The sequence below is a fragment of the Bacillus sp. BF2-3 genome (assembly GCF_008368795.1).
GTDB classification, from domain to species: domain Bacteria; phylum Bacillota; class Bacilli; order Bacillales; family Bacillaceae_G; genus Bacillus_A; species Bacillus_A cereus.
The window spans coordinates 248664-262681 of sequence record NZ_QOSA01000010.1 but is presented as its reverse complement, the minus strand read 5'-3'; the positions used below and the strand labels follow the sequence as shown (position 1 = coordinate 262681).

The window sequence follows — 14018 nt, the reverse complement described above, 5'->3', positions numbered from 1 at the left end:
AAGGTATGAAGAAACCTGAATTGTTAGTAACGCCAAGAGCGGTGGCGGATATCGAACCTCTTGCGAAAGCAGGAGCAGATGCGGTAATGATCGGTGAGCAAAAGTTTGGTTTACGTTTAGCAGGGGAGTTTTCACGTGAAGATGTAAAACAAACTGTGAAGATTGCACATGAAAATGGTGTGAAAGTATACGTAGCCATGAACGCTATGTTCCACAACGATAAAGTAGAAGAATTAACAGATTACGTTTCATTTTTAAACGAAGTAAATGTAGATGCAATTGTTTTCGGAGATCCAGCGGTATTAATGGCTGTTCGCGAAGTAGCACCAAATATGCAGTTGCACTGGAATACAGAAACGACAGCAACAAACTGGTTCACTTGTAACTACTGGGGACAAAGAGGAGCGAAGCGCGCTGTATTAGCTCGTGAGCTGAGCTTAGATGAAATTGTTGATTTAAAAGAAAATGCTGAAGTGGAACTAGAAGTACAAATTCACGGTATGACTTGTATGTTCCAATCGAAGCGTTCATTAGTAGGAAACTACTTTGAGTATCAAGGACGTAATCTTGACATTGAAAAGAAAAAATATGAAGAGAATATGTTCTTATATGACCCAGAGCGTAACAATAAATATCCAATTTATGAAGATGAAAATGGTACTCACATTATGAGTCCGAATGATATTTGTTTCATCGATGAATTAGAGGAACTAATCGAAGCTGAAGTTGATAGCTTAAAAATCGACGGTGTACTAAAAAGCTCTGAATACATTATTGAAGTAACGAAGAAATATCGTCAAGCGATTGATTTATGCGTAGAAGATCGTGATGCATATTATGACGTGAAAGATGATCTATATAAAGAAATAGAAGAAATACAACCAGTAAATCGTCCGTTAGATACAGGATTCTTCTTTAAAGAAACGGTTTACTAAACGAGGAGGGTGTAGGAAATGACTGTACAAGAAATTTCACGAGTGATTGATGGCAAACGTGTTATTGTGAAGAAACCTGAACTGTTAATCCCTGCGGGTAACTTAGAAAAATTAAAAGTAGCTATCCATTACGGGGCAGATGCTGTATATTTAGGTGGACAAGAATTTGGTCTTCGTTCGAATGCAGGTAACTTTACGCTAGAAGAAATGGCAGAAGGCGTTGAGTTTGCAAAGAAGTATGGAGCAAAAATATACGTAACAACAAATATCTTTGCACATAATGAAAATATGGACGGGCTAGAGGAATATTTAAAAGGGATTGAAAAAGCTGGCGTAACGGGAATTATCGTTGCTGATCCGCTTATCATTGAGACTTGTAAACGCGTAGCGCCTTCTGTTGAGGTGCATTTAAGCACACAGCAATCACTATCCAACTGGAAAGCAGCACAGTATTGGAAAGAAGAAGGTTTACATCGTCTTGTATTAGCTCGTGAAGCAAGCTATGAAGAAATGAAAGAAATTAAAGAAAAAGTGGATATTGAAATTGAAGCATTCGTACATGGTGCAATGTGTATCGCATATTCAGGAAGATGCACATTAAGTAACCATATGACAGCGCGTGATTCTAATCGTGGTGGTTGTTGCCAATCTTGCCGCTGGGATTATGATTTAGTTCAAACAGTATCACAACATAAAGATGCAAAAGAGCTTCCTCTATTCCAAGAAGGAGATGCTCACTTTGCGATGAGTCCAAAAGATTTAAATTTAATTTTATCAATTCCGAAAATGATTGAAATCGGAATCGATAGCTTAAAGGTAGAAGGACGTATGAAATCAATCCATTACGTAGCGACTGTAGCAACTGTATATCGTAAAGTAATTGATGCTTATTGTGCGGATCCAGATAACTTTGAGTTTAAACAAGAATGGTTAGATGAGCTTGATAAATGTGCAAATCGTGATACAGCTCCTGCATTCTTTGAAGGGGTTCCAGGACATCAAGAGCAAATGTTTGGAAATCATAGTAAGAAAACAACGTATGATTTTGCTGGTTTAGTGTTAGATTATAATGAAGAAACGGGCATCGTAACGATTGAGCAACGTAATCATTTCAAACCAGGACATGAAGTGGAGTTCTTTGGACCAGAAATAGAAAACTTTACGCAAACGGTGGAGAAAATTTGGGATGAGGATGGAAACGAATTAGATGCAGCGAGACATCCGTTGCAAATCGTGAAATTCAAAGTGGATCAACGAGTGTATGTGAATAATATGATGCGCAAAAGCATACTTCAATAAGAAAGAGTGATAGTCGAATGGGGACGAATAAGCCTGTTGTAATTGGAATTGCTGGTGGTTCGGGATCAGGTAAAACGAGTGTAACGAAAGCGATTTTTGACCATTTTAAAGGTCATTCTATTTTAATCTTAGAGCAAGATTATTATTACAAAGATCAAAGCCATTTACCAATGGAAGAGCGTTTAAAAACAAATTATGATCATCCGCTTGCGTTTGATAATGATCTGTTAATTGAACATTTGCAGCAGTTGCTTGCATATGAGCAAATTGATAAGCCTGTATATGACTATACATTGCATACGCGTTCAGAAGAAATTATTCCAGTTGAGCCGAAAGATGTAATTATTTTAGAAGGAATTCTTATTTTAGAAGACCCACGTCTTTGCGAGTTAATGGACATTAAATTATTCGTTGATACGGATGCTGACCTTCGTATTCTGCGTCGCATGCAGCGTGATATTAAAGAGCGCGGTCGTACGATGGATTCAGTTATTGATCAGTACGTAAATGTTGTACGTCCAATGCACAATCAATTTATTGAGCCTTCTAAGAAATTTGCGGATATTATTATCCCTGAAGGTGGACAAAACCACGTTGCAATTGATATTATGGTGACAAAAATTGCAACAATTCTTGAACAAAAAGTAAATTTGTAATAGCATAGTAAAAGATATACGGTAGGAAGGGATTTTTTCCCTTCCTATCGAATACAATGAAACATGCAACCTCATCTATATATAGGTGAGGGCATATTTATATCAACTTTCCATACATATCTTCTTTATATAAAGAAGAATTGGAAATACGGGGTTGTATGTGACAACTCCGCTAGTGCAAGGGTACTAGAAACCTCCGCTAACAATGGAAGCGGAGGAGTTTTCATATGGAACTCCTCTTTTTTTCGGGGGATTGGTATATAAAAGGAGTGGAAAATATGTCAACAGAAAAAACATACCCTATGACGCAAGAGGGTAAGCAAAAACTAGAGAACGAACTTGAGCAATTAAAAACAGTAAGACGTAAAGAAGTAGTAGAACGTATTAAAATCGCACGTAGCTTCGGGGACCTTTCTGAGAACTCTGAGTACGATGCAGCGAAAGATGAGCAAGCGTTCGTAGAAGGACGTATTACACAATTAGAAAATATGATTCGTAACGCAGTTATCATTAAAGATAATGGCGAAGTATCTACTGTTGTTACATTAGGTAAAACAGTAACATTTAAAGAATTACCAAATGGAGATGAAGAAGCGTACACAATCGTAGGTAGCGCGGAAGCTGACCCATTTGAAGGAAGAATTTCTAACGATTCTCCAATCGCAAAAAGCTTATTAGGTAAGCAAATTGGTGAGAAAGTAACAATCCAAACACCAGGCGGAGAAATGCAAGTAGAGATTGTCTCTGTAAAATAAAAAAAAGATTCTCCTATCGGGAGAATCTTTTTTTTATCCCGCTATTTGCCAGGCAGTAAGACCACTATCTCAAACTTCAGCGGAAGTAAAGAAGTTAGGTGGGCGTCGGACTGCTCGTAAACGCCCGCTTGGTGAGGGCTAATTAAAGTTTCACTTTATCTGTAGAATAGAAAAAATTGTGTAAACCTGGGAGTGATTCGACAAAAAATGTCAAAAAAACATTTTAAACTTTGATATCATAATTGGAGAATATAGGTTTCAAAAGGGAAAAGGGGCTAATTATGAAACATAAAATCTTTACAGGATTGGTTTGTAGTATCTCTATATTAGGACTTGCTGCCTGCGGAACGAAAGAGGAAACTACATCATCAAAGGGAGAAAAAGTGAAGCAAGAAGAAAAACAGGATATTAAAGCAACTGAGAGTTCAAAAGCCTTAGCAAATCCACAAGATAAAAAGGAATTCAATGATTTTGATGTAGCGTATCAATTAGCTATTGTGATGAAAATATTTCAAGATGTAACGATTAAGTACGATTATGCGATTGGGAATCCAGATTATTTATTGCGAGATTCGATGGATCAAAAAACAATAGATGATATGAAGAATATGTTACAAGAACAGGCGAAAAATAATGATAAAATTTTAAAAGATGAAGTGAATCAAGCATATACATATTTAAAACAATCGAAAGTAAGTAATAAAGATGACGTTCAAAAAATAATAGATGCACAAAATAATTATTTACATATTGTAGATAAGATGATTACTTGTATTGATTCTGTAACAGTTGAGAATGCAAAAGAAAAAAGAAATGAAATGGATAATTTCAGTAAGGACTATTTAAAAGTAGCGGCTAATGTAACAACTACTGTAATTGAAGTTGCTAAAAACACTGGAGTGAATGAAACTGAATTTAAATCGCTTCTTACGAAATTTTTAGAGAAGCCAAAAAAACAATAATAGCTTTATATAATATCTATTTTTGTTTTGGAGCTTGTATAAATAAAATAGTACCTCGTCTAAACTACAATAGACGAGGTGTTTTTTATGAAAATAAAACGGAGAATTACAATTGTTTTAATTTGTTTTATGAGCGTTATGTTTTTATTGCTTTGTCGTTTAATCCAAATTCAAATTATAGATACAGAATCATTTACTGATCGCAAAATAAATTTAATTGAAAAAAGTGTTACGCAACGCACACAATCCATTACAGTAGACGATGGACGTGGGCAGTTTATAGATCGTAATGGTAAAGAAATAGGTGAGGAAAAATATCCTGTTTTAATTATTTTTCCATTTTTACAAATAAAAAATGACATGTTAGAGAAAATCGCGCATATCATTGGTGTGTCGAGACAAGAGATTAGAAGACAAATGAAAAATAACAAAAATGCATTTACCCTACAAGGAGAAACTGCTCCATTTCGAGTGACACGAGAGCAGATGGAGAAGGTAAATGAATTACATGTATTAGGTATTGTAGCAGCTGAAGTGCGATTAAAACAAACTGGAGAGATAAGTCATTTAATTGGTGATGTAGGGGAGAACGAAAGGGAATTTCAAAAGCGATATGGAGAATTGAAAAAAATTTCAAAACAAACGCCGATAGGTATTTCAGGATTACAGCAATCATTTGATGAATTTCTATTGACTGATGGAGAGGCAAAAGTATTATATCAAGTAGATCGGCAAGGAGAACCAATTTTCGGAAAGCAAGCGAAATACACTTCACCAGGAAATCCATTTTATCCAGTTAGGATTCAAACTACTTTACATAAAGAGTTGCAGCAAAAAGCAGAAGAAGTGATTGAAGCAAACGAAATAAAGAAGGGGGGATTAGTATTACTTGATGTAAAGACAAATGAAATATTAGCGATGGTTAGTAAGCCGTCTTTACAAGTAAGGGATGAGAATTTATATAAAACTACACTTGAAAATCAAATGTTAACGCCACATTTTCCAGGCTCGGTTTTTAAAACAGTAGTTGCAGCTGCAGTCATTGATCAAAAAGTAAATTTGTTTAATCGGACATTTAACTGTAATAAAGATTTATATGGTGAAAACGACCCGCAAGTTAGGATGGGTACGCTTAACTTTAAAGAGAGCTTTGCTAGGAGCTGTAACAGGACATTTTCCGAGTTAGGTAACGAGCTATTACAAAAGGATAGGACGGTGTTAGAAACATACGTAGCAGCTCTAGGAGCAAATGAAAAGGTTGGATGGAAAGGTTCTGTATTTCATACACCTCATTTTGAGCAAATGTCAGAAGAGAAAGGCACTACTATTTGGGGGAATGAAGAAAATAAAAGTAATAAAAAAGCGGTAGAACAAACAGCGATTGGACAGAAAGATGTACGTATATCACCTCTAGCAATTGCCAATATGATGGCGACGATTGCGAGGAATGGAGAAAAGATGGAAGTGAAAGCTGTTGAAAAAATAGTATATAAAAATGGAGCGGATTTTTTTACATTTGAGAGCCATACGTTAAATGGAAAACAGCTTTCGTATGAAACAGTGAAAACATTACAAGAGTTATTAAGAGGCGTTGTAACAAGGGAGAAAGGAACAGGAACGGCATTCCGTTCGTTGCCACTAAGTGTCGCTGGAAAATCCGGGACAGCGCAAACGGGGAAAGGGACGAGGGTGAATCGCTGGTTTGCAGGTTATTTTCCGTATGAGAATCCAAGATATGCTTTAGTTGTTGTTGATCTAGAGACTGATAGCAAAGTGAATAAAGTTACACCTATTTTTAAAGATATGGTGGGAGCAATCTATCAATTGGAGAATGAAAAGTAATCTTGCAATTTATAGTGAAATGTCTTCATTTCATGAAAATATCATTGTAAATGTTCAACCTTTCTAGATTTAATGTTACAATAGCAATTAGGAAAAACTGCATGGAGGTTTGGAGAATGGCAGGAGGATCAAGATTCCAACAGAAACAACAAAAACGTCGTCAAAACGGTGTTTTAAATATTGCAATCGCTATTGTATTACTATTAGTAGCTATTGTAGCATATCAATTGTTCGTTCCTAGTACGAAAGAGCAAGCATCTTCTACTGATAAGAAAGTCTCTCAACAAACAACAAAGAATGAGAAAGCTGGAAAATCAGAAGATAAAGAATCTGCTAAGAAAAAAGAAAAAGAACAAGAGCAAGCAGAAGCTAAGAAAAAAGCTGAAGAAGAGAAGCTAAAGGCTGAAGAAGAACAGAAAAAAGCTGAAGAAGAAGCGAAAGCTAACGAGAAAGTATCAGCTGAAAAAACTGTATCTAAGGCAAAAGAGGCTTACACAAAACCTTCTTGGAAAGCTGTAGGAACAGAACAAGGTTCATCACCGGCGATGACGTTTAAACAAGGGTCATCAGATTGGAATGAGATGCAAAGTGCAATTGCTGCAGGTGTTGAGATACCGAAAGAGCAATTAGTATTCCATTTTGTTGGAAGAGACAAAACTGGAAAGAGCAAAGCTTATGGTGATGTTCAAGATAAGCAAAGTGGGAAAAGATATTACGTAAATATTGATTGGGTAGACAATGAGGGCTGGAAACCAGTACTTGTTCAAACTCTAAACTAAAAAAGAGAAGCTCCTTAGGAGCTTCTCTTTTTTGTTAACGCAATTTCTTTAATTTAAAATGAACAACCGCGCTATAATACGGTCTTTTGCTTTCAGGATCCATAACCATTTGATGAGAGATGTGATGAACTTCAAGCATAAGCGCTTTATTATTATCGATTTGTTCACTAATTTTTCGTTCTAAAGAAGCTAAGTCTCCCGCTTCAAAAAACTCTACTTTATCTTCTAACATTTCAAAGGTAAATGACATGAAGACGGCCCCTCTCCTATGTAATCAACTATAGTGTAACAAAGAAAAGAAGGAAATACCATGTACATTTCAATTGACATTTTTAGAAAGAGGGAATATCATACTGATAAAACCGATAAGAAAAAGGGGAATTTTTATGGGTACAGAATTTAATGGTTTATTTGATGAGTGGGCTCATACGTACGACTCATTTGTACAAGGCGAAGATATACAATATAAAGAAGTTTTCGCCCATTATGAGGACATTCTAGAGGATGTAGTTAACAAGTCATTTGGTAATGTATTAGAATTTGGTGTCGGTACAGGTAATTTAACAAATAAATTATTACTTGCTGGCCGCACAGTTTACGGTATAGAACCGTCGCGTGAAATGCGCATGATTGCAAAAGAGAAATTGCCAAAAGAATTTTCAATTACAGAGGGTGATTTTCTTTCGTTTGAAGTTCCAAATTCAATTGATACCATTGTAAGCACCTATGCATTTCATCATTTAACAGATGATGAAAAAAATGTAGCGATTGCGAAGTATAGTCAATTGCTAAACAAAGGTGGTAAAATAGTGTTTGCTGATACGATATTTGCAGATCAAGATGCATATGATAAAACTGTTGAAACAGCACAAGAAAGAGGTTTCCACCAGTTAGCAAACGATTTGCAAACGGAATACTATACACGTATTCCAGTTATGCAGACTATTTTTGAAAACAATGGCTTCCATGTAACATTCACGAGATTAAATCATTTCGTTTGGGTAATGGAGGCAACTAAGCAATAGAAAGAGGGATTAGATTGAGAATTGCTGTAATTGGAGCAATGGAAGAAGAAGTACGTATTTTACGTGACAAATTAGAACAAGCAGAAACAGAAACGGTTGCTGGTTGTGAATTTACGAAAGGGCTATTAGCAGGGCATGAAGTAATCTTGTTAAAGTCTGGTATTGGTAAAGTAAACGCAGCGATGTCAACGACAATTTTATTAGAAAAATATAAGCCTGAAAAAGTAATTAATACTGGTTCAGCTGGTGGATTCCATCATTCTCTAAACGTTGGTGATGTAGTTATTTCCACTGAAGTTCGTCACCATGACGTAGATGTAACAGCATTTAACTATGAATATGGTCAAGTACCAGGAATGCCGCCTGGATTTAAAGCTGATGAGGCGTTAGTTGCATTAGCTGAGAAATGTATGCAGGCTGAAGAAAATATTCAAGTTGTAAAAGGTATGATTGCAACAGGTGATTCATTTATGAGTGATCCGAACCGCGTTGCAGCCATCCGTGATAAATTTGAAAATCTTTATGCGGTAGAAATGGAAGCAGCAGCTGTTGCACAAGTATGCCACCAATATGAAATTCCGTTTGTTATCATTCGCGCACTTTCTGATATTGCTGGTAAAGAATCAAATGTTTCATTTGATCAGTTTTTAGATCAAGCAGCTCTTCATTCTACAAACTTTATCGTAAAAGTGTTAGAAGAGTTAAAGTAATGTAACAAAAAGGCAACTGTCTCATATAAAGAAAATACATACAGTTGCCTTTTCTTTATTGGCAAACAAGGGGGAGAACACGATGAATGTATATCGTGGAGTTCATGAGTTAATTGGTCATACACCAATTGTAGAAATTACTCGTTTTTCACTTCCAACAGGGGTCCGTTTATTTGCAAAGCTTGAATTTTATAATCCAGGCGGAAGCGTTAAGGATCGTTTAGGAAGAGAATTAATCGAAGATGCGCTAGAAAAAGGGCTTGTTACCCAGGGTGGAACAATTATTGAACCGACTGCTGGGAATACTGGTATTGGACTGGCACTTGCAGCATTAGAACATGATTTACGTGTTATTGTTTGTGTACCAGAGAAATTTAGTATTGAAAAACAAGAATTAATGAAAGCACTAGGTGCAACTGTCGTGCATACACCGACTGAGCAAGGAATGACCGGTGCAATTGCCAAAGCAAAAGAGTTAGTAAATGAAATACCGAATTCATACTCTCCAAGTCAGTTCGCAAATGAGGCAAATCCTCGTGCATATTTTAAAACATTAGGACCTGAACTGTGGGACGCATTGAATGGAGAGATTAACATATTTGTTGCTGGAGCAGGAACTGGCGGTACATTTATGGGGACTGCATCTTATTTGAAAGAAAAAAATATAGATATTAAAACAGTTATCGTAGAGCCAGAAGGATCTATTTTAAATGGTGGTAAGGCTGGTTCACATGAGACCGAAGGAATTGGACTGGAATTTATCCCGCCATTTTTGAAGACATCTTATTTTGATGAAATTCATACGATTTCTGATCGAAATGCATTTTTACGAGTGAAAGAATTAGCGCAAAAAGAAGGACTTCTCGTTGGGAGCTCTTCAGGAGCAGCATTTCATGCGAGCTTACTTGAGGCAGAGAAGGCAGCACCAGGTACAAATATTGTAACCATTTTTCCTGATAGCAGTGAGCGCTATTTAAGTAAAGACATATACAAAGGATGGGAATAAAAAATGAGAGCAAAGACAAAGTTAATTCATGGTATTCGCATAGGAGAACCTTCAACTGGATCTGTAAACGTACCGATTTATCAAACAAGTACGTACAAACAAGAAGCAGTTGGTAAGCATCAAGGATATGAATATTCACGTACAGGTAACCCAACACGTGCAGCTTTAGAAGAAATGATTGCTGTATTAGAAAATGGGCATGCTGGATTTGCATTTGGTTCAGGAATGGCTGCTATTACAGCGACAATTATGTTGTTCTCAAAAGGTGACCACGTTATTTTAACAGATGATGTTTATGGCGGAACATACCGCGTTATTACAAAAGTATTAAACCGTTTCGGTATTGAGCATACATTTGTAGATACAACAAACTTAGAGGAAGTTAAAGAAGCGATTCGTCCAAATACGAAAGCAATTTATGTGGAAACACCAACGAACCCACTACTAAAAATTACTGATATTAAGAAAATATCTACTCTTGCTAAAGAGAAAGACTTATTAACAATTATTGATAACACATTCATGACGCCATATTGGCAGTCGCCGATTTCTTTAGGAGCAGATATTGTGCTTCATAGTGCAACGAAATATTTAGGAGGTCATAGTGACGTAGTTGCAGGTCTAGTAGTTGTAAATAGCCCACAACTAGCAGAAGATCTTCACTTTGTACAAAACTCAACAGGAGGTATTCTTGGGCCGCAAGATAGCTTCTTACTACTTCGTGGTTTAAAAACATTAGGAATTCGTATGGAAGAACATGAAACGAATTCACGCGCTATTGCTGAGTTCTTAAATAATCATCCAAAAGTAAATAAAGTATATTACCCAGGTCTTGAATCACATCAAAACCACGAATTAGCAACAGAACAAGCAAATGGATTTGGTGCTATTATCTCATTTGATGTAGATAGTGAAGAGACATTAAATAAAGTACTTGAGAAATTGCAGTACTTTACACTTGCTGAAAGTTTAGGAGCAGTAGAAAGTTTAATTTCTATTCCATCTCAAATGACACATGCATCAATCCCAGCTGATCGCCGCAAAGAATTAGGAATTACAGATACATTAATTCGTATTTCTGTCGGTATTGAAGATGGTGAAGATTTAATTGAAGATTTAGCACAAGCGCTAGCATAATAAAAAAACGCACTGCTAATATAGAGCAGTGCGTTTTTTTATTACATCATTTTGTGAAATATTTCACAAAATAGACATACACAAACGAAATGATTTCATGTATATTGAATTCAGGAAATGTTACTCACGAACAAACTTGTGAAACATTTCACAAACAATGAAATTCATGTAGGAAAGCATCTCTATTTTTTTATGTTAATTGGGACTTATTTTGACCTATAGGGACATATAAGGACCGTGATAGTAGAATAGGAGGAAATTTACATGGTAGTCAAAGAGAAAGTTGTAAATGAAATGCAGGAAGTAAAAAAGATAATTGATACGCTAGTAAATAATGGTCAACAAGCTTTACAAGCATTAGAAAGTTTTACACAAGAGGAAATTGACAACATTGTTCATGAAATGGCATTAGCAGGTGTTGATCAACATATGCCGCTAGCAAAATTGGCAGTTGAAGAAACTGGCCGTGGTGTATATGAAGACAAATGCATTAAAAATGTTTTTGCCACTGAATATATTTGGCATAGTATAAAGCAAGATAAAACGGTAGGAATTATTCACGAAGATTCTCATGAAGAAATAATAGAAATCGCGGAACCTGTCGGTGTAGTAGCTGGGGTAACGCCAGTAACGAATCCAACGTCGACAACAATGTTTAAAGCGTTAATTGCGATAAAAACAAGAAATCCAATTATTTTCGCATTTCATCCTTCCGCACAAAAATGTTCTGTGGCAGCGGCGAAAACAGTATATGATGCAGCGATGAAAGCTGGTGCACCAAAACACTGTATTCAATGGATTGAAAGACCGTCTGTTGAAGCGACGAAACAATTAATGAACCATGATGGTGTAGCACTCGTTCTAGCAACTGGAGGCGCTGGTATGGTGAAATCAGCTTACTCTACTGGAAAACCAGCGTTAGGTGTTGGGCCTGGTAATGTACCGTGTTATATAGAAAAATCAGCACATGTAAAACGAGCTGTTAATGATTTAATTTTATCGAAAACATTTGATAACGGTATGATTTGTGCATCGGAACAAGCAATCATTGTCGATAAAGAAATCTATGATGATGTTAAAACAGAAATGATTGAAAACAATTGTTACTTTGTAACAGAAGAAGAAAGAAAAAAATTAGAAAAGCTTGTTATAAATGAAAATACATGTGCAGTAAATAGTGATATTGTAGGGAAATCAGCACAGTATATTGCCGATTTAGTTGGGATTACTGTTCCTGAACATACAAAAATGCTTGTAGCTGAAATTCAAGGTATCGGAGCAGCATATCCGTTATCTCGTGAGAAACTGAGTCCAGTATTAGCTTGTGTGAAGGCGAATTCATTAGAAGAAGGATTTACATATTGCGAAGAAATGTTGAACCTAGGTGGTTTAGGACATTCAGCAGTTATCCATTCTACAAATAAAGATGTGCAAAAGCAATTTGGGTTACGTATGAAAGCTTGCCGTCTCATTGTAAATGCACCTTCATCACAAGGTGGAATAGGGGATATATATAATGGATTTATTCCATCACTTACACTTGGTTGTGGTTCATACGGAAAGAATTCAGTTTCCCAAAATGTAACAGCCACTCATTTATTAAATATAAAAAGGCTGGCAAATAGAAAAAAGAATATGCAGTGGTTCAAATTGCCACCAAAAATTTATTTTGAAAAACATGCTACAGCTTATTTAGCAAATATGCCTAACATTTCACGTGCATTTATTGTAACGGACCCTGGAATGGTTGAACATGGCTATGTCGATACAGTCGCGCACTATTTAAACAAGCATGCAAATGATGTGAAAGTTGAAGTTTTCTTTGAGGTCGAACCAGATCCATCAGATGAAACTGTTTTTAAAGGTGCGGAAATGATGAGAAGCTTTAAGCCAGATGTAATTATCGCACTTGGTGGTGGTTCAGCTATGGATGCAGCAAAAGGAATGTGGTTATTCTATGAGCATCCAGAAACGACATTCTATGGCATTAAACAGAAGTTTTTAGATATAAGAAAACGTACATGTAAATATCCGGAATTAGGAAATAAGGCGCAGTTTGTTGCGATTCCAACGACATCAGGAACGGGATCAGAAGTGACACCATTTGCGGTTATTACAGATAAGAAAAATAATATAAAGTATCCGCTTGCAGATTATGAATTAACACCAGATGTAGCAATTGTTGATCCGCAATTTGTAATGACAGTTCCACCACATGTAACAGCAGATACTGGTATGGATGTTTTAACACATACAATTGAGGCGTATGTGTCTGTTATGGCAAATGACTATACAGATGGATTAGCATTAAAAGCTATTGATCTCGTATTCAAATATTTACCGAGAGCATATAAAGATGGAAATGATGAAGAAGCAAGAGAAAAAATGCATAACGCTTCTGCAATTGCAGGTATGGCATTTGCAAATGCTTTCCTCGGTATTAATCACAGCTTAGCACATAAAATTGGACCAGAATTCCATATTCCGCACGGACGCGCAAATGCCATTCTAATGCCGCATGTAGTCCGCTATAATGCTATTAAGCCAAGAAAACACGCATTGTTCCCAAAATATGAGCACTTTGTGGCAGATGAAAGATATGCACATATAGCGAGAATGCTCGGGCTTCCAGCAAGCTCGGCAGCAGAAGGGGTGGAATCACTCGTCAAAGCAATTATTGAGCTTGGAAAAAGCTTAAATATTAATATGAGTATTGCAGGACAAGGAGTAGATAAAGAGCAATTTGAAGAGGTTGTTGGAGTATTAGCAGAAAGAGCTTTTGAAGATCAATGTACAACTGCTAATCCAAAGTTGCCGCTTATTTCAGAACTGAAAGAAATTTATATGGAAGCATATAAAGGTGAATAATGATTAAAAAAGAGCCGCAGTAAAGCGGCTCTTTTTTTATTGGA

At 36.3% G+C, this 14018-nt stretch carries 13 protein-coding genes; 12 read left to right on the top strand and 1 reads right to left on the bottom strand.

Annotation, left to right across the window (positions count from 1 at the left end; genetic code table 11):
• Nucleotides 1-5: 5 nt before the first annotated feature.
• The 7 genes from DN401_RS10480 to DN401_RS10450 all read left to right on the top strand — a co-directional run bounded on the left by DN401_RS10480 (nt 6) and on the right by DN401_RS10450 (nt 7228).
• On the top strand, nt 6-935 hold the full coding sequence (locus DN401_RS10480) for a peptidase U32 family protein (protein WP_000742800.1): 930 nt from the start codon (nt 6-8) through the stop codon (nt 933-935).
• 18 nt (nt 936-953) lie between these two features.
• Nucleotides 954-2234 carry a peptidase U32 family protein gene (locus DN401_RS10475; protein WP_000217974.1) on the top strand — a complete coding sequence of 427 codons (1281 nt, stop codon included), beginning with the start codon at nt 954-956 and terminating at the stop codon, nt 2232-2234.
• A 17-nt stretch (nt 2235-2251) separates the two neighbouring features.
• Complete coding sequence (gene udk / locus DN401_RS10470; RefSeq protein ID WP_000537078.1) at nt 2252-2890, top strand: uridine kinase; 639 nt, start codon at nt 2252-2254, stop codon at nt 2888-2890.
• 278 nt (nt 2891-3168) lie between these two features.
• Nucleotides 3169-3645, top strand: coding sequence for a transcription elongation factor GreA (gene greA, locus DN401_RS10465; protein WP_014894880.1), 477 nt, complete (start codon nt 3169-3171; stop codon nt 3643-3645).
• 281 nt (nt 3646-3926) lie between these two features.
• Nucleotides 3927-4607: a hypothetical protein gene (locus DN401_RS10460; RefSeq protein WP_000680871.1), complete on the top strand. Its 681-nt coding sequence runs from the start codon at nt 3927-3929 to the stop codon at nt 4605-4607.
• A gap of 87 nt (nt 4608-4694) precedes the next feature.
• Nucleotides 4695-6449 (top strand): peptidoglycan D,D-transpeptidase FtsI family protein, encoded by a 1755-nt coding sequence (locus DN401_RS10455; RefSeq protein WP_000695149.1) that lies wholly within the window; start codon nt 4695-4697, stop codon nt 6447-6449.
• 116 nt (nt 6450-6565) lie between these two features.
• Nucleotides 6566-7228, top strand: coding sequence for a YrrS family protein (locus DN401_RS10450; protein ID WP_000897098.1), 663 nt, complete (start codon nt 6566-6568; stop codon nt 7226-7228).
• A 34-nt stretch (nt 7229-7262) separates the two neighbouring features.
• On the opposite strand, the gene DN401_RS10445 is transcribed toward DN401_RS10450, so the two are convergent.
• Nucleotides 7263-7478 carry a YrzA family protein gene (locus DN401_RS10445; protein ID WP_000010984.1) on the bottom strand — a complete coding sequence of 72 codons (216 nt, stop codon included), beginning with the start codon at nt 7476-7478 and terminating at the stop codon, nt 7263-7265.
• A gap of 136 nt (nt 7479-7614) precedes the next feature.
• Here DN401_RS10445 and DN401_RS10440 point away from each other — a divergent pair, with 136 nt between their 5' ends.
• The 5 genes from DN401_RS10440 (at nt 7615) to adhE (ending at nt 13974) form a co-directional block, all read left to right on the top strand.
• Nucleotides 7615-8253, top strand: coding sequence for a class I SAM-dependent DNA methyltransferase (locus tag DN401_RS10440; protein ID WP_000536321.1), 639 nt, complete (start codon nt 7615-7617; stop codon nt 8251-8253).
• A 14-nt stretch (nt 8254-8267) separates the two neighbouring features.
• Complete coding sequence (gene mtnN, locus DN401_RS10435) at nt 8268-8963, top strand: 5'-methylthioadenosine/S-adenosylhomocysteine nucleosidase (RefSeq protein WP_001217024.1); 696 nt, start codon at nt 8268-8270, stop codon at nt 8961-8963.
• An 82-nt stretch (nt 8964-9045) separates the two neighbouring features.
• Entirely contained in the window at nt 9046-9969 is a 924-nt protein-coding gene (locus DN401_RS10430; RefSeq protein ID WP_001103883.1) for an O-acetylserine dependent cystathionine beta-synthase, read from the top strand.
• Nucleotides 9970-9972: 3 nt separating this feature from the next.
• On the top strand, nt 9973-11106 hold the full coding sequence (locus tag DN401_RS10425) for a bifunctional cystathionine gamma-lyase/homocysteine desulfhydrase (RefSeq protein WP_001201917.1): 1134 nt from the start codon (nt 9973-9975) through the stop codon (nt 11104-11106).
• A gap of 264 nt (nt 11107-11370) precedes the next feature.
• The gene (gene adhE, locus DN401_RS10420) at nt 11371-13974 is read left to right on the top strand and encodes a bifunctional acetaldehyde-CoA/alcohol dehydrogenase (protein WP_149287669.1); all 2604 of its coding nucleotides are present in this window, start codon (nt 11371-11373) and stop codon (nt 13972-13974) included.
• Nucleotides 13975-14018: the final 44 nt, after the last annotated feature.